Source organism: Kitasatospora sp. GAS204B (assembly GCF_029892155.1).
In the GTDB taxonomy this organism is placed as follows: Bacteria; Actinomycetota; Actinomycetes; order Streptomycetales; family Streptomycetaceae; genus Kitasatospora.
The window spans coordinates 79,647-95,682 of sequence record NZ_JARZAG010000012.1 but is presented as its reverse complement, the minus strand read 5'-3'; the positions used below and the strand labels follow the sequence as shown (position 1 = coordinate 95,682).

Annotated in this window: 11 protein-coding genes; 6 read left to right on the top strand and 5 right to left on the bottom strand. The window is 73.8% G+C overall.

All coding sequences use genetic code 11. The annotated features are described in order from the left end of the window. Positions 1-273: 273 nt before the first annotated feature. The 5 genes from P3T41_RS18325 to P3T41_RS18305 all read left to right on the top strand — a co-directional run bounded on the left by P3T41_RS18325 (position 274) and on the right by P3T41_RS18305 (position 5,555). Positions 274-1,554 (top strand): aspartate kinase, encoded by a 1,281-nt coding sequence (locus P3T41_RS18325; protein WP_280690967.1) that lies wholly within the window; start codon positions 274-276, stop codon positions 1,552-1,554. After that, entirely contained in the window at positions 1,551-2,624 is a 1,074-nt protein-coding gene (locus P3T41_RS18320; RefSeq protein ID WP_280690965.1) for an aspartate-semialdehyde dehydrogenase, read from the top strand. Before P3T41_RS18325 ends, P3T41_RS18320 begins: the two co-directional genes overlap by 4 nt. A 201-nt stretch (positions 2,625-2,825) precedes the next feature. Further along, entirely contained in the window at positions 2,826-3,347 is a 522-nt protein-coding gene (locus P3T41_RS18315; protein WP_280690963.1) for a SigE family RNA polymerase sigma factor, read from the top strand. Then, positions 3,340-4,638: a hypothetical protein gene (locus tag P3T41_RS18310; RefSeq protein ID WP_280690961.1), complete on the top strand. Its 1,299-nt coding sequence runs from the start codon at positions 3,340-3,342 to the stop codon at positions 4,636-4,638. Before P3T41_RS18315 ends, P3T41_RS18310 begins: the two co-directional genes overlap by 8 nt. Before the next feature lie 131 nt (positions 4,639-4,769). Further along, positions 4,770-5,555, top strand: coding sequence for an SURF1 family protein (locus P3T41_RS18305; protein WP_280690959.1), 786 nt, complete (start codon positions 4,770-4,772; stop codon positions 5,553-5,555). A 15-nt stretch (positions 5,556-5,570) separates the two neighbouring features. Here P3T41_RS18305 and P3T41_RS18300 read toward each other — a convergent pair whose 3' ends face one another. The 3 genes from P3T41_RS18300 to P3T41_RS18290 form a co-directional block, all read right to left on the bottom strand. Then, positions 5,571-7,382, bottom strand: coding sequence for a prolyl oligopeptidase family serine peptidase (locus P3T41_RS18300; RefSeq protein ID WP_280690957.1), 1,812 nt, complete (start codon positions 7,380-7,382; stop codon positions 5,571-5,573). 45 nt (positions 7,383-7,427) lie between these two features. Beyond that, a complete protein-coding gene (locus tag P3T41_RS18295; RefSeq protein ID WP_280690956.1) occupies positions 7,428-8,831 on the bottom strand; it encodes an MFS transporter in 1,404 nt (467 codons plus the stop codon). 70 nt (positions 8,832-8,901) lie between these two features. After that, positions 8,902-9,264 (bottom strand): nuclear transport factor 2 family protein, encoded by a 363-nt coding sequence (locus P3T41_RS18290; RefSeq protein ID WP_280690954.1) that lies wholly within the window; start codon positions 9,262-9,264, stop codon positions 8,902-8,904. Between the two features lie 101 nt (positions 9,265-9,365). Here P3T41_RS18290 and P3T41_RS18285 point away from each other — a divergent pair, with 101 nt between their 5' ends. Then, entirely contained in the window at positions 9,366-12,095 is a 2,730-nt protein-coding gene (locus tag P3T41_RS18285; protein WP_280690953.1) for a helix-turn-helix transcriptional regulator, read from the top strand. Positions 12,096-12,122: 27 nt separating this feature from the next. Here the strand turns inward: P3T41_RS18285 and P3T41_RS18280 are convergent, their stop codons facing one another. Further along, positions 12,123-13,679, bottom strand: a complete 1,557-nt coding sequence (locus P3T41_RS18280; protein ID WP_280690952.1) for an adenosine deaminase — start codon at positions 13,677-13,679, stop codon at positions 12,123-12,125. Positions 13,680-13,784: 105 nt separating this feature from the next. Beyond that, complete coding sequence (locus P3T41_RS18275) at positions 13,785-15,974, bottom strand: MMPL family transporter (protein WP_280690950.1); 2,190 nt, start codon at positions 15,972-15,974, stop codon at positions 13,785-13,787. Between the last annotated feature and the right edge of the window lie 62 nt (positions 15,975-16,036).

The window sequence follows — 16,036 nt, the reverse complement described above, 5'->3', positions numbered from 1 at the left end:
CTTCGCGGCAAATTCCGAGCCCGCGCCGCCCCCTTCCGCGAATTCTTTCGAAACCGTCGCCCCTCGCCCGCAGAGTCGCCGGTCGAGCCGCCTAACCGGCGTTCACCAGGTGAAACGTGAGTATCAACATATGGAATATGGCTGACGGCCGCCCCCTGCTCGGTAGACTGACGGGCGACCGCAGTACCCCCGCAGAGGGGGTCTGGGGGGACCGGACGGCGCCACCCCGCGTCGGGTACCACCCCCCGAAGACGACTTAGTCGAGGAGCGCACGTGGGCCTTGTCGTGCAGAAGTACGGCGGCTCATCCGTTGCGGATGCCGAGGGCATCAAGCGCGTGGCCCGTCGAATCGTCGACACCAAGAAGGCCGGCCATGAGGTCGTCGTCGTGGTGTCCGCGATGGGCGACACGACGGACGAGCTGATCGAACTCGCCGAGCAGGTATCCCCCATTCCGGCCGGTCGCGAGTTCGACATGCTGCTGACCGCCGGCGAGCGGATCTCCATGGCCCTGCTGGCGATGGCGATCAGGGCGCTGGGACATGAGGCCCAGTCCTTCACCGGCAGCCAGGCCGGCGTGATCACCGACCAGGTCCACAACAAGGCGCGCATCATCGACGTCACGCCGGGCCGGATCCGCTCCGCCCTGGACGAGGGCAACATCGCGATCGTGGCCGGTTTCCAGGGCGTCTCCCAGGTGAGCAAGGACATCACTACCCTGGGTCGAGGTGGGTCCGACACGACCGCGGTCGCGCTGGCCGCCGCGCTCAAGGCCCAGATCTGCGAGATCTACACCGATGTGGACGGCGTCTTCACCGCCGACCCGCGGGTGGTGAAGAAGGCCCGCAAGATCGACTGGATCGCCTACGAGGACATGCTGGAGCTGGCGTCCTCCGGGTCCAAGGTGCTGTTGGACCGCTGTGTGGAGTACGCGCGGCGCTACAACATCCCGATCCACGTACGATCGTCCTTCTCCGGTTTGCCGGGGACCATCGTCAGCAACACCAACCCGAACAAGCCCGAAGGGGGCGAGATGGAGCAGGCCATCATCTCCGGAGTCGCCCACGACACGTCCGAGGCCAAGGTCACGGTCGTCGGTGTGCCGGACAAGCCGGGTGAGGCGGCCCGGATCTTCCGCGCCATCGCGGACGCCGAGGTCAACATCGACATGGTCGTGCAGAACGTCTCCGCCGCCTCCACCGGGCTGACCGACATCTCCTTCACCCTGCCGAAGACCGAGGGCCAGAAGGCCATCGACGCGCTCGGCCGGGTCAAGGAGGGCATCGGCTACGAGTCGCTCCGCTACGACGACGCGATCGGCAAGATCTCCCTGGTCGGCGCCGGCATGCGGTCCAACCCGGGGGTCACCGCGACCTTCTTCGAGGCGCTCTCCGAGGCCGGCGTCAACATCGAGCTGATCTCCACCTCGGAGATCCGGATCTCGGTGGTCACCCGGGCCGACGACGTCAACGAGGCGGTCCGCGCCGTGCACAGCGCCTTCGGCCTGGACAGCGAGACCGACGAGGCGGTCGTCTACGGCGGGACCGGACGATGACCGGCGGCGGGGAGGAACGCAGCGGTCGGCCCAGCCTCGCGGTGGTCGGTGCCACCGGTGCGGTCGGGACCGTGCTGCTCGGCATCCTCTCCGCCCGAGCGGACATCTGGGGCGAGATCCGGCTGATCGCCTCCGCGCGCTCGGCCGGCCGCCGGCTGACCGTGCGCGGTGAGCAGGTGCCGGTGGTCGCGCTCAGCGAGGAGGCCTTCGAGGGCATCGACGTCGCGATGTTCGACGTGCCCGACGAGGTCTCCGCGCAGTGGGCGCCGATCGCGGCGGCCAAGGGCGCCGTGGTGGTCGACAACTCCGGTGCGTTCCGGATGGCCGAGGACGTGCCGCTGGTGGTCCCCGAGGTCAACGCGGCCGCCGCCCGGATCCGCCCGCGCGGGATCATCGCCAACCCCAACTGCACGACGCTCTCGATGATCGTGGCGCTCGGCGCGCTGCACTCGGAGTTCGGCCTGAGCGAGCTGGTGGTCGCCTCCTACCAGGCGGCCTCCGGGGCCGGCCAGGCCGGGATCGACGCGCTGCGCGAGCAGACCGTGAAGGTGGCGGGGACGGCGGCCGGCGAGCAGCCGGGCGACCTGCGGGCGCTGATCGGCGACAGCGGTCCTTTCCAGGTGCCGCTGGTGCTCAACGCGGTGCCGTGGGCGGGTTCGCTGCAGGAGGACGGCTGGTCCTCCGAGGAGCTGAAGGTTCGCAACGAGAGCCGCAAGATCCTCGGGCTGCCGCACCTGCGGGTGGCGGCGACCTGCGTGCGGATCCCGGTGATCACCACGCACTCGCTGGCGGTGCACGCGGTCTTCGAGCGCGAGGTGACGCAGGCGCGGGCGCAGGAGATCCTGGCCAGGGCCCCCGGGGTGGTGCTCTACGACAACCCGGCGGCCGGCGAGTTCCCGACCCCGAACGACGTGGTCGGCACCGACCCCACCTGGGTCGGCCGGGTGCGCCGCTCGATCGACGACCCGACGGCGCTGGACCTGTTCCTCTGCGGCGACAACCTGCGCAAGGGCGCGGCGCTGAACACGGCCCAGATCGGCGAACTGGTGGCCGGCGAGCTGATCGGCTGAGGCCGACTCGACCTTTCGATCGGACCTGAGCTCCCTCCTCGGTGGAGGGAGCTCATCTCTTTGCGGAAGAATGTCCGCCGAACGGGGCAACCCTGAGGGGGGATCGAGTGTCCAACGGTCGTGACAGACCTGGCAGTGATAGTGGCGGCACCGACCGTACGGATGCCGCGGGGCGCCGTGCGGCAGCCGGTTGAGTCAGCGATGACCACCGCCGCCACCGACACGGTCGGCGCCAGCGTCGACCTGCTCACGACCACCTATCAGGCCCACTACCGCGCGCTGCTGCGGCTCGCCGCGCTGCTGCTGGACGACCGGTCCAGCTGCGAGGACGTGGTGCAGGAGGCCTTCATCCGGGTGCACTCGGCCCGGAAGCGGGTGCGCGAGCCGGAGAAGATCCTCGCCTACCTGCGGCAGACCGTGGTCAACCTGTCGCGCAGCACGCTGCGTCGGCGGTTGCTCGGCATGCGACTGCTGCCCAAGCCCATGCCTGACATGGCCAGTGCAGAAGAGGGAGCCTACGATGCTCTCGAACGTGACCAGCTGAAAGCGGCCTTGCAAGGTTTGCAAAGGCGTCAGCGCGAGGTCCTGGTGCTTCGCTACTACGCCGACATGACGGAGGCCCAGGTGGCCGAGCTGCTCGGAATCTCGGTGGGTGCGGTGAAGGCGTACGGCTCACGCGGATTGGCGGCGCTGCGGGTGCTGATGGGGAGCAGTCATGACTGAGGATCAGTTCGGCCGCCGGAGCCCGGTCGGGCCGACCGGCGGTGCGTCGGCTGCGAACGCGTCGGCTGCGAACGCGTCGGCCGGGAGTGGGTCGGCGGATCGGGAGCCGACCTCGGGCGAGGAGCAGGCGCTGCGCGCGCTGCTGCACCGCGCGGTGGACGGCCTGCAGCCCGATGCCGAAGCGCTGCCTCGGATCCGGCGGGCGATTCCGGCCCGACGGGTCCGGCACCGGCAGGCGTGGACCGGAGCGATGCTGATCGCGATGGTCTCGGCGGCCGCCGTGCCGACCCTGCGCGGCCTGGGCGCCCTGCAGCTCTCGGACGGCTCGGCGGTCACCCCGGGTGCCACCCCCGGTGCCACCTCCGGAGGTTGGCTCAGCGCCACGGCGCGCCCCGGGGGCGCGCGCTCGGTCGTTCCGCTTCCGGTGCCCGACGCGAGCGCCGGCGCGGCGAGCGGCAGCCCCAGCGGCACCGCGAGCGCGCCGGTCGGCGGCAGCCCCAGCGCGTCCGCCCAGGGCGCCACGGCGGGCGCGGCGGCGAGCGGCGTGACCGCGACGGCGGTCGTGCACCCCGCCTGCGGGCGTGGGGACCTCGGCGGCGGCCAGGCGACGGTGAGCGCGCCCGACACCGCAGGGTGGGTGTACGGCGCGTTCACGGTGGCCAACGTCTCCGGGTACCCCTGCGCGCTGACCGATCCCGGGACGATCAGCGCGGTGATCGGCGGCAGTGGCGGCGGGACGGTGCGGGTGCTCGCGCACACGACCGGTGACCCGGCCACCAACCTGCCGGACCCGGCGAGCGCGACCGGCGAGCTGCTGCTGGGGCCGGGGGCCGGCTACCGGGTGCGGTTCGCCTTCCTGCCGGACGCGCCCTGCCCGGCGAACGGTCCCGCGGCCGGCGGCGGGCAGAGCCCGCCCGCCAGCCCCAGCGCGAGTGCCGCCACGCCGGCGGCGAGCGGGGGCGCGAGCCCGTCGAGCGGCGGCGCCGGCCCGGCCGGTGCCCCGGCCGGGGGCGGTTCGGCGGCGGGCGCCGCACCGGCGGGTGCGGCCGCGGACCGGGTCGCGGCCGGCGGCGACCAGAGCCCGCTGGCCGATGGCGGTCCGGCCTCGGTGGCGGCGACGCTCAGCCCGACACCGACCGCGACCGGCAGTCCCACGACGACCCCCACCCCGGCCGCCGTGCAGCTCGGCTACCGCCCGCTCGGCACCGCCCCGGACGCCGCCGGCACCAGCATCACCGGCGTCTGCGGCGGTGGCACGCTCTACCGCGGCGCCCCGGAGGCCGCCGGGTAGGTCCTGTCCGGTCGATCTTGCCGGGCGCCAAGATCGACCGGACAGGACCTGGGCCGCCCGCGAGCGCCCCTGACACCCCCGAGCGGGGGGCCGTGGTCGGCGGTCCGCAATCGCTGGTTACCGTGATGGATGTGTACCGATTCCTCCTGACCGCGCGCTGGCTCGGCGGCACCGTGCTCGCGATCCTCGCCATCGCGGTCTGCCTCTGGCTGGGCTCGTGGCAGCTGAGCCGTTTCGAGGGCCGGGTCGCCAGCCACCCCGCCGCCGCCCCGACCAGCCCCGGCGGGGCCCCGCAGCCGGCCGGAGCGCTGGACACGGTGCTGGGCGGGCCGACCGCGCAGGTCGGCACCAACAGCCTGGGCCGCGAGGTGGCCGCCGCCGGGCAGTACGACGCCGCCCACCAGCTGCTGGTCCCCGACCGCACCGTGGACGGACGTCAGGGCTACTACGTGCTCACCCCGCTGCGCACCGGCTCGGGCCGGGCGGTGGCGGTGGTGCGCGGCTGGCTCCCCGGCTCGCCGGGTGCCGCGCTGCCCGCCCCGCCGACCGGTGAGGTCACCGTCGTGGGCCGGCTGCAGGCCTCGGAGACCACGGACACCGGCGGCGCGGTCAACGGCGGCCTGCCGGTCGGGCAGCTGGGCATGATCAGCCCGGCCACCCTGGTCAACCTGCTGCCGTACCCGGTGTACGACGGCTGGGTGGCCGCCGACGGCGTGCCGGCCGGCCTGACCGCCGTGCCGACCACCCAGCCCGACGGCGGCAACGGCCTGGACGCGCGCGCCTTCCAGAACCTCGGGTACACGCTGGAGTGGTTCGTCTTCGCCGGGTTCGTCGTCTTCATGTGGTTCCGACTGGCCCGCCGCGAGGCGGAGGCGGTCCAGGACCGGGAGCTCGGGCTGGTCCCGGCCCTGGACTGACCTGCCGTCAGCGGCTCACGGCTTGAGGTGCCGCCGGGCGAAGTCCAGCTCCAGCCGCAGCTGCTTGATCCGCTCCTCCACCACCAGCGAGCCGTGCCCGGCGTCGTAGCGGTACACCTCGTGCGGGACGCCGAGCTGCGCGAGCCGGGCCACGTAGTTCTCGATCTGCTGGATCGGGCAGCGCGGGTCGTTCAGCCCGGCGCTGAGGTAGACCGGCACCCGCACCCGCTCCACGTGACTGAGCGGCGAGGAGGCCCGGTAGCGTTCGGGCACCTCCTCGGGAGTGCCGCCGAAGAGCGTGCGGTCCAGCGACTTGAGCGCCTCCATCTCGTCCGCGTACGCGGTGAAGTAGTCCGCGACCGGGACGGCCGCCAGGCCCAGCGACCAGTCGTCGGGCTGGGTGCCGAGACCGAGCAGGGTCAGGTAGCCGCCCCAGGAGCCGCCGGAGAGCACCAGCCGCTCCGGATCGGCCAGTCCCGAGGCCACCGCCCAGGCCCGCACCGCACCGATGTCCTCCAGCTCGATCAGGCCGACCCGCTCGCGCAGCGCGTCCGTCCAGGCCTGGCCGTAGCCGGTGGAGCCGCGGTAGTTGACCCGGACCACCGCGAAGCCGTGGTCCAGCCAGGCGGCGGGTCCGGCGGCGAACGAGTCGCTGTCGTGGTGGGTCGGGCCGCCGTGCACCTCGAAGAGGGTCGGGTACGGGCCGGGGCCGGCCGGGCGTTGGACCAGCGCGTGCACCCGTCCGCCGGGCCCGTCCACCCAGACGTCCTCCACCGGCACCGAACGCGGCGGTGTGCCGCCGGCCGCCCGCAGCACCACCGAGCCGGCCGTGGAGCGGACCACCGAGGGCTCGGCCGCCGAGGACCAGAGGAACTCGACGGTGCCGTCGGGGCGGGCGGTGGCGCCGGCCACCGTGCCGCGCGGGGTCTGAAGCCGGGTCAGCACGCCGGTCGCCAGGTCGTGGCCGAACAGCTCGCTGCGGGCCTCGAACTCGTGCTCCACCAGCAGCGCCCGCGCGCCCGGGCGCCACTGCGCCGAGACGTCGCCGGGCAGCGGCTGCCCGTCCTCGGTGTGCAGCGCCGGCTCGCTCTCGGCGCCGGTCAGCGGGTCCCAGATCATCGGCTCCCAGCGGCCGCGGCGCTGGTGGGCGACCAGCAGCCGGTTGTCCCCGGCCACCGGGGCGAAGCCCAGGCAGGCCAGCCCGCGCGGCTCCTGGCGACCGGTCACCTCGTCGAGCTCGGCGACCGTCGCGCCGTCGGAGGTCCGCACCACCCGGATCGCGCTGTGCATGGCGTCGCCGTGCTCGGTGTGCTCGATGGCCAGCAGCGCGCAGTCGTGGGAGAGGTCGCCGACCCCGCCGTACTCGGCGTGCCGGTAGATCTCCACCGGCTCGCCCGCGCCGGGGCGCAGCAGGTGCAGGGTGGTGCCGTCCTCGTCGGTGGAGCGGCCGACCACCACGGTGCCGTCCCGTCCCAGCGCCAGGCCCGCGTCGTAGGCCGGGGCCAGGCCGGGCACGGCCTCCTCGTCCGGGCCGCCCGCGAAGGGCTGGCGGCGCCAGACGCCGAACTCGTCGCCGTCGGTGTCGTCGAACCACCAGATCCAGGCGCCGTCGGGGGAGAGTGCCGCGTCGGTGGTGCCGCTGGGACGATCGGTGACCTGCCGGTGGGTGTCGGCCGCCCGGTCCCAGGCGTAGACCTCATAGCTGCCGGCCGCGTTCGAGACGTACAGCGAACGCTCCGGGGCGTCATCCGCCCAGTCGGGAAGTGAGACCCGTGCCGCCCGGAAGCGCTGCTCCCAGGCGGGCACGTCGTTCTTCTCGCTACTCATCCGAGTCACTCTGGCACGGCAGGGCGGGGACCCGGCAGTGGGGTGTCAGTTCCGCGGCAGCAGCCGGGAGAGCGCGGCCACCGCGAGTTCCAGTCCGGCCAGGACCAGCATGCTCAGGCCGAAGGCGTGGGTGTAGCCGTGCTGGAGCGCGCCGTAGAAGAGGTTGCCGAGCAGTGCGACACCCAGCGCGTTGCCGATCTGCGGGGTGGTGGCCACCACCCCGGCCGCCGAGCCGACCAGCTGCGGCCGGACTGCCCCGAGCACCCCGCCGGTCAGCGGGCCGATCACCAGGCCCATGCCGAGCCCGTCCAGGAACATGCCGGGCGCCAGGCACCAGGCGCTGCCGCTGGTGCCGACCAGCTGCGCGGTCAGCGCGAGCACGCCCAGGCCCGCGGCCATGCCCACGGTGCCCAGCGCGACGGCGTGCCGGCCGAGCCGGGCGGCCACGCGGTGCGCGCTGAGCGAGGTGAGCAGGTAGCCGCCGCCGATCGAGACGAAGAGCAGCCCGGAGCCGAGTGCGTCCAACCCCCTGCCCTGCTGCAGGTAGATCGCGAGCACCAGGAAGAAGGAGGCCTGGCCCAGGTTGAAGGCGAGTTGGGCGAGCACGCCGACGGTGAAGCCGGGCTCGCGCAGCAGCCGGGGGTCGAGCACCGGGTGGGCGGCGATCCGGGACTGGTGCAGGGCGAACAGCGTGAAGAGGACGGCCGAGCCGGCCAGGCAGAGCCAGGTCCACAGTGGCCAGCCCTGCGACGGGCCCTGGATCAGCGGCAGCACCAGGGCGGTCAGCGCGCTGGTGACCAGGGCGCTGCCGGGCAGGTCCAGGCCGGTCCTCCCGGGCGCCCGGGACTCCGGCACGCAGCGCTTGACCAGGGCCAGGGTGACCAGGCCGACCGGCACGTTGATCAGGAAGCAGCTGCGCCAGCCGAGGCCGAGGAGGTCGGCTCTGATCAGCAGGCCGCCGATCAGCTGGCCGAGCACCGCGCCGACGCCCATCGAGAGCGCGTACCGGCCGAAGGCCCTGGCCTGCGCGGGGCCGGTGTAGCTGTCCCGCAGGATGGCCAGCACCTGCGGGCCCATCAGCGCGGCGGCCAGACCCTGCACCACCCGGCCCGCGACCAGGGTCCCGGTGCTCGGGGCCAGGCCGCAGGCGGCCGAGGCGAGGGTGAAGAGCAGCAGCCCGAGCGCGAAGACCCGGCGGCGCCCGAACCGGTCCCCGAGCCGGCCGGCTGGCACCAGTGCGGCCGCCAGCGCCAGGCCGAAGCCCGCCACCACCCACTGCACACCGGCCGGGCCGGCGTGCAACTGGCTCTGCAGCGAGGGGATGGCGACGTTGACGACGAAGAAGTCGAGCGAGGTCACGAAGGTCGCGATGAGCACGACGGGCAGCAGGCCGCGCGGCGGGCGGTGCTGCTCGGTGGCGATCGGGGCGGGGGCAAGGGTGGTGGCCATGGCGGACTGCTCCTTCGGGAAAATCGGGAAAGGGGCGCCGGCGGGGTCCGGCCGCCGGCGCCCCGGGGGTTCAGAGGGAGGGGACCTTGTCGAGGAAGCCGTGCACCGCGCCGATCAGGCCGTCCTCGGTGGCCACCAGCACGTCGAAGCCGACGACCAGCGGCTCGGCGCCCGCCGGGCCGAGGTCCCAGGTGAACCGGGCCAGGTCGTGGTGGGCGTCGACCGCCCCGAGGGTGAAGACCAGGCCGGGGAACTGGGCCTGGACGGCGCCGATCACGGCGTCCACCCCGTCCCGCCCCGCGACCTCGGCCAGCGGGTCGGTGTAGCTCGCGTCGGCGGCCCAGCAGGTGTCGATCAGCTTGCGTCGGGCAGCCGCGTCGGTCTCGTTCCAGGTGGCGATGTACTGCTCGGCCAGCTGCTGAAGGTTCGTCATCTTCCGTTCCCATCCTGTGTTCTGCGGTTTGTTCCGGCAGGTCAAGACGGTAGGCGGGATACGCACGGGCCGAATCGGTCACGCATAGGTAGGGTCGACCCATGCTGTACGGACGGGCGGGGGAGCAGGCCGCGGTCGGCGAGTTGCTGGCAGCGGCGGGCGAGGGACGCAGCGGGGCGCTGGTGCTGCGCGGGGAGCCGGGAATCGGCAAGAGCGCGCTGCTGGAGTACGCGGCCGAGCGGGCGGGCACCGACTTCGAGGTGCTGCGGGCGACCGGTGTCGAGTACGAGGCCGACCTGCCGTTCGCCGGACTGCACCTGCTGCTCGGCCCCGCCCTGCCGCTGCTCGCGGCCCTGCCGGCGCCGCAACGCCGGGCCCTGGAGGCGGCGTTCGGGCTGGCCGAGGTGAGCGGCCCGGCCGACCGGCTGCTGACCGGCCTGGCCGCCCTGGGGCTGCTGGCCGAGTTGGCCACTGAGCGGCCGCTGCTCTGCCTGGTGGACGACGCGCAGTGGCTGGACCACTCCTCGGCCGGGGCGCTGCTGCTGGCCGCCCGGCGACTGGGGCGCGAGGGCGTGCTGCTGCTCTTCGCGGCTCGGGACGGGGAGGGGGCCTTCGTCGCGCCCGGGCTGCCCGAGCTGCGGTTGGCGCCGCTGGAGCCTTCGGCCGCCGCCGAGTTGCTCGCGGCCCGCGCCGGCGAGGACGGTCGCGGCCGGGTCGGCCTGCGCTACCGGGTGCTGGCCGAGGCCCGCGGCAATCCACTCGCGCTGACCGAGCTGCCCGCCGCGCTGGCCGCAGACCAGCCCTACCAGGGCGGCGAGTTGGCGCTGACCGAGCGGCTCAGGCAGGCCTTCCACGGCCAGGTCGCCCGGCTGCCCGCGCCGACCGGGACGCTGCTCCTGGTGGCCGCCGCCGAGGAGAGCGGCGAACTGGCCACCGTGCTGCGGGCCGCCGAGACGCTCGGCGCGGGGGCCGAGCACCTGGCCGCCGCCGAGCGGGCCGACCTGCTGCGGCGCACCCCGGACGGGCGGTGCGTGCTGCGCCACCCGCTGCTGCGCGCCGCGATCCTGGAGAGCGCGCCGCTGGACCGCAAGCTGGCGGCCCATCGGGCACTGGGCGCCGCGCTGCTGGCGAACGGCGAGGTGGATCGCGGCAGTTGGCACCTGGCGCTGGCCGCCACCGGGCCGGACGCCGAGCTGGCCGAGGCACTGGAGAACACCGCCCGCCGGGCGGTGGCCCGGGGCGGGCACGCGGGTGCGGCCGCCGCCTACGAGCGGGCCGCCCAGCTCGCGCCCGATCGCGAGCGGGTCACCCGCTGCCTGGTGCTGGCCGCCGAATCGGCGCTGGACGCGGCGGAAGCGGAACGGGCCGTCGCCCTCGCCCGGCGCGGTGCCGAGCTGACCGAAGAGCCTTTCACGCTGGCCGTGTTGGACTGGGTGCGGGCCACCGCCGAGTTCTGGCGGGGCGGTTACCCCGAGGCGCACCGGCTGCTGCTGGGCGCGGCGGCGCGGGAGATCGAACCGGCACTGGCCGCCCGGCTGCTGCTGCAGGCCTTCCACACCGCCTGGTACCTGGGGGAGGAGCAGGTGGGCGACCTGCTCGACCGGCTGGCGGCGCTCGAGCTGTCGCCGGCGGACTCGACCACCCCGCTGGTCGAGTACCTGATTTCGGCCGCCGGTCCGACGCTCGGCCGGTCGGCGCCGCCGGCTCGCCCGCTGCCAGAGGTCGCCGCGCTGGCCCGGGCGGCCGGCGCGGACAGTCCGCGCGAGCTGGTGCAGCTCTGCGGTGCCTCGCTGATCCCCGGTCGGGACGCGGAAACCCACCTGCTGGCCGAGGAGTTGGTTGCTGAGGCGCGGGCGGCCGGTGCGCTCGGCCTGCTGCCCACGCTGCTCTTCTTCTTCGCCGAGGCCGAGCTCTTCCACGGCCGCCACCGGCAGGCCGAACTCGCGGTGGCCGAGGGGCTGGACCTCGCCCGGGACACCGCGCAGCCGCAGTGGATCAGCCAACTCTCGGCGATAGACGCCTACTTGGCGGCGCTGCGCGGTGACGGCGAGCTGCTGGCCCGGCGGGTCGGCGAGGCACTGGCCGACCAGGCCACCGCCTGGGGCGCCCCGGCGGCGGGCACTTCCTGGAGCCGGTGGGCGCTGGCCCTGCACGATCTCGGCGCGGGCCGGGCCGCCGAGGTGGTGGACCGCCTGGAGCCGCACACCGCCGGCCGGTACCGCAGCCACGTCTCGGCCATCCGCACCGCGCCCGACCTGGTGGAGGCGGCCGTCCGGCTGGGCCGCCCCGAGCGGGCCGAGGCGGCCTTCCAGCGGTTCGCGAGCTGGTCGCGGCGGATCGGCGAACCGGACTGGACCCGGGCGCTGGTGCTGCGCTGCCAGGCGCTGCTCGGGCCGGCCGAACTCGCCGAGTCGGGCTACCTGGCAGCCCTGGAGCTGCACGCGGCCACCGACCGGCCGTTCGAACTCGCCCGCACCAGCCTGCTGTTCGGCGAGTGGCTGCGCCGGGACCGGCGCAAGAGCGAGGCCCGGACCCGCCTGCGCGCCGCCCTGGAGATCTTCGAGCGGCTGGGCGCCGCGCCGTGGGCCGAGCGGGCCCGCGCCGAGTTGAGTGCGGCCGGGGCGGCCACCCCGGTCGCCGCCCCGGCCGGACCGCTGGCGGGGCTGACCCCGCAGGAGGAGCAGATCGCCCGGCTCGCGGCGAAGGGGCTGTCGAACCGGGAGATCGCCGCCCAGCTCTTCCTCAGCCCCCGCACCGTGGGCCACCACCTCTACAAGGCCTACCCGAAGCTCGGCATCGCCTCCCGGGCGGAGCTGGCCGAGCTGGTCTGATCAAGCGTCAGATCACCTGTGGGCGCGTTACTTCCGGAGCACGTGGCGCTCGAAGGCGGCGAAGCCGGCCTCCTCCTGCCACTGCGCGGCCGCCTTCGGGCTGCCCGCCAGCAGCGCCGCGCAGTCGGCCCGGGGGTGCCGGTTGCCCGGCCGCTCCCCGGCACACTCGGGAGCGAGCCGGAACACGTCCCCGTCCCGCCAGATGCTGGCGCCGGGCAGGAAGCCGTACTCGATCGAGGTGCGGGACAGCCGCTTGAGCGTGCGGTAGTCCAGGCCGTAGGTCTCGGCGGCCCGCCGGTACTCGTGGCTGATGTCGATCCGCTCCACACCCTGGTCGTCGGTGGCGAGGGCGACCGGCACCCCGGCGGCCAGGTAGCGCGGGAACGGGTGGTCGGCGCCCATCACGTTGAGGATCTGGGCGTTGCTGGTCAGCGGTACCTCGACCAGTACGTGGCGCTCCACCATGGTGCGCAGCAGGCCGTCCGGGTCGTCCTCGTGGCCGAGGTCCACGCCGTGCCCGATCCGCTCCGCCTGGCCCTTCTCCACGGCCTGGCGGATGTGGAAGCGCAGGTCCTCGGGCTTGACCAGGCCGGGGGCCAACTCGCCCGCGTGCAGCGTGATGTGTGCCTCGGGGTACTGGCCGTGCAGGTAGTCCAGCATGCCCATCTGCAGCTCGTAGTCGCGCAGCGCGACCGGCCCGTCCTCCGGCTGCACCAGGTTGACGGCGACGAACCGGTTGTCGTGGCGGGCGAGTTCCATGCCGAGCAGCAACTGGGTGAAGACCCGCTCGGGCGCCGTGCCGCGGCTCGCCTGGGAGATGATCCGGATCGGCAGCGCGCAGCCCGGGGTGGCCTGGGGTGTGCCGCAGTGCGAGACATCCCGCTGCTCGGCGAACATCCGGTCCAGGTCGCCGCTCGCCTGGGTGACCAGGTCGGCGATCTGGTGGTCGGCCAGCAGCTTGTCGCGCAGCGCGGCCAGGTCCGGGTCCCAGCCGACCTTGGCCGCGAGCGCGGCCGCGCCGCTCGAGGCCGGCGTGATCATGGTCTCCAGGTAGTACTGGTGCTGCTCCGCCGCCCGGTTGGCGACCTCGGCCAGCAGCCGCCCGGTGTGCGGGTAAGTGGCGGCACCGAACTTGCCGAAGGTGGCGAAGAAGTGGTCGTGACCGGATTCGGCGCCAGGCACGAAGTCCTGCATCGACCAGGCCCGGATCACCTCCTGCCGGAAGGCCGGGTCGGTGCTGGTGTCGGCGGCCGGCCGGGTGCCGGCAGCACAGGGCGGCTGCTGGGCGGTGTCGGTCGAGTCGATGCACAGTCCCTGCTCGACGGCCAGCTGCAGCAGCAACTCGGTGCTCGCCGCGCCGGACAGGTGGTTGTGCAGGTCGCCGCCCTTGGGAAGGTCGCGGAAGAAGGCGTCCAGCGCCTCGGGCCGGTCCTGGATCGAGGCCAGGTAGCGGGAGACCGCCGCGTCGACGGGTGGGTCGGTCGGTCGACCGAAGGCGGCGGTCGGCGCCAGCGGCGAAAGCGCCAGCGCGGCACCGAGGAGCAGCGGGATCCAGGCGCGGCGGCGGTTCGGGTACGTCGTCATGGGCGCATCCTGGACAAGATCACCCGGGTCGGCCGCATGTCGCGTGCCGGCGCACAGGGGCGCGTCGGGGGCGCTCGAACAGTACGAGTGCCCGCTGACGCGCCGTCAGTCGCCTTCGACGTTCACCGTCGGCAGCATCCGGTCCAGCCGGCGCGGCATCCACCAGGCGCGCTCACCCAGCAGCGTCAGCACCGCGGGGACCAGCAGCAGCCGGACCACGGTGGCGTCGACCAGCACGCTGACGGCCAGGCCCAGGCCCAGCATCTTGACCACGATGTTGTCGCTCAGGATGAAGGCCGCGAAGACGCTGACCATGATCAGCGCGGCACAGGTGATCACCCGGGCGGTGATCTCCAGGCCGTGCGCCACGGCGTCGCGGCTGTTCCGGGTCCGGGTCCAGTCCTCGTGCACCCGGGAGAGCAGGAAGACCTCGTAGTCCATGCTCAGGCCGAAGACGATGGCGAACATCATCATCGGCACGTAACTCTCGATCGGCACCTTGCCGTTCACCCCGAGCGCCGGGCCGCCCCAGCCCCACTGGAAGACCGCCACCACCACGCCGTACGAGGCCCCGATCGAGAGCAGGTTGAGCACGGCCGCCTTGACCGCCACCAGCAGGCCGCGGAAGACCACCAGGATGATGATGAACGCCAGGCCCACCACCACCGCGATGATGCCCGGCAGCCGCGCCGCGACCAGCTCCAGGAAGTCCAGCTGGGCCGCGGTGGTGCCGGTCAGGTAGCTCTTGGCGGTCGTTCCGGTGGTGCCCTGCGGCAGCGCGGTGTTCTTGAGGTGGTTGAAGAGGTTGGTGGTCGCGGCCTCCTGCGGCGCGCTGGTGGAGATCGCGGTGGCGATCAGCACCTGCCCGTCCGAGGTCGGCTGCAGCGGGCTGATGCTGGCCGCGTTCGGCACGCCGGTGAGGGAGTGCTGAAGGTTGGTCAGCAGCGTGGCGCGGTCCGCGGCGGGGACCGCGCTCTGGTCGACCACGATGGTCAGCGGCCCGTTGGCGCCGGGACCGAAGCCTTCGGAGATCAGGTCGAAGGCGCGCCGGTCGGTGAAGGTGATCGGATCGGCGCCGTCGTCGATGTGGCCGAGCCGGATCGAGAAGAGCGGGATCGCCAGCACCCCGATCACCACCAGGCCGCCGGCCAGGAACCACCACGGGCGGCGCTCGACCCGGCGGGCGTAGCGGTGCCAGAAGCCGGCGCCCTGCTCGGCGGGGACCGCGCTGACCTCCGCCACCGGGGTGCGCAGGCAGAACCGGTCGATCCGCCGTCCGATCAGCCCGAGCAGCGCGGGGACCAGGGTGATCGCGCCGAGCACCGCGGTGATCACGGTGACCATCGCGGCCACGCCCAGCTTGCCGATGAAGCTCACCCGGGAGACCGAGAGCCCGGCCAGCGCGATCACCACGGTGCAGCCGGAGACCACCACCGCCCGCCCGCTGGTGGCCACCGCCCGTCCGGCGGCACTTGTCGGGTCGACCCCGTCCATCAGCAGTTGGCGGTGTCTGGTGATCAGGAAGAGCGCGTAGTCGATGCCCACGCCCAGCCCGATCATGGTGGCCAGGGTCGGCGAGACGCTCGCGAAGGTGAAGGCGATCGCCAGCAGGCTCAGGCAGCTCAGCCCGACGATCACCGCGAGCAGCGCGCTGAGCAGCGGCAGCCCGGCGGCGATCAGGCTGCCGAAGCCGATCACCAGCACCACCACGGCCACCGCGAAGCCGATCGCCTCGCTGGTCAGGTCCTTGGCATGAGGCCGGGCCAGCTCGCCGAGCGGCCCGCCGTACTCGACCTGGAGGCCGGCCGCCCGCATCGGTGCCACCGCCGCGTCCACGCCGGTCAGGTAGCCGGTGCCGTAGACCGTGGGGTTGGCCTCGAACCGGACGGTGACGTAGCCGATGGTCTGGTCGGCGGAGAGTGCGCCGGTGGGCGGGGCGCCGGGGGCGGGCAGCGGGTTCACCACGGAGAGCACGTGCGGCAGTTGTTGCAGCGCGGTGACGCTCTGGCCGATCGGTCCGGCCGCGGCGGTGAGCGGGCCGCTCGCGTCGCGCAGCACGATCTGCGAGCCGAAACCGCCGGAGGCCGGGGCGTGCGCGGCGAGCACCTGCTGGCCGGTGTGCGACTGCACTCCGGGCAGCGAGAAGTCGTCCGAGTAGCTGCCGCCGACGGCGTTCTGCAGCCCGTGCAGCCCGCCCAGCGCGACCAGCCAGCCGATGAGCACCACGGCCCAGTGGCGCGCGCACCACTGACCGAGCCGGTGGAGGCCGCCGGGCCTCTGGGTGAGCGTGGACATGGGCCCGACGGTAGGCCCTCCCGGCGCGGGGCCATCCGTGCGACATACGCCCAATCAGGTAG

Excerpts from the sequence above, each read along its gene's own strand:
- P3T41_RS18280 (WP_280690952.1), bottom strand. The coding sequence starts at position 13,679 with ATGACGACGTACCCGAACCGCCGCCGCGCCTGGATCCCGCTGCTCCTC.
- P3T41_RS18320 (WP_280690965.1), top strand. The coding sequence starts at position 1,551 with ATGACCGGCGGCGGGGAGGAACGCAGCGGTCGGCCCAGCCTCGCGGTG.
- P3T41_RS18275 (WP_280690950.1), bottom strand. The coding sequence starts at position 15,974 with ATGTCCACGCTCACCCAGAGGCCCGGCGGCCTCCACCGGCTCGGTCAG.
- P3T41_RS18290 (WP_280690954.1), bottom strand. The coding sequence starts at position 9,264 with ATGACGAACCTTCAGCAGCTGGCCGAGCAGTACATCGCCACCTGGAAC.
- P3T41_RS18310 (WP_280690961.1), top strand. The coding sequence starts at position 3,340 with ATGACTGAGGATCAGTTCGGCCGCCGGAGCCCGGTCGGGCCGACCGGC.
- P3T41_RS18285 (WP_280690953.1), top strand. The coding sequence starts at position 9,366 with ATGCTGTACGGACGGGCGGGGGAGCAGGCCGCGGTCGGCGAGTTGCTG.
- P3T41_RS18295 (WP_280690956.1), bottom strand. The coding sequence starts at position 8,831 with ATGGCCACCACCCTTGCCCCCGCCCCGATCGCCACCGAGCAGCACCGC.
- P3T41_RS18300 (WP_280690957.1), bottom strand. The coding sequence starts at position 7,382 with ATGAGTAGCGAGAAGAACGACGTGCCCGCCTGGGAGCAGCGCTTCCGG.
- P3T41_RS18315 (WP_280690963.1), top strand. The coding sequence starts at position 2,826 with ATGACCACCGCCGCCACCGACACGGTCGGCGCCAGCGTCGACCTGCTC.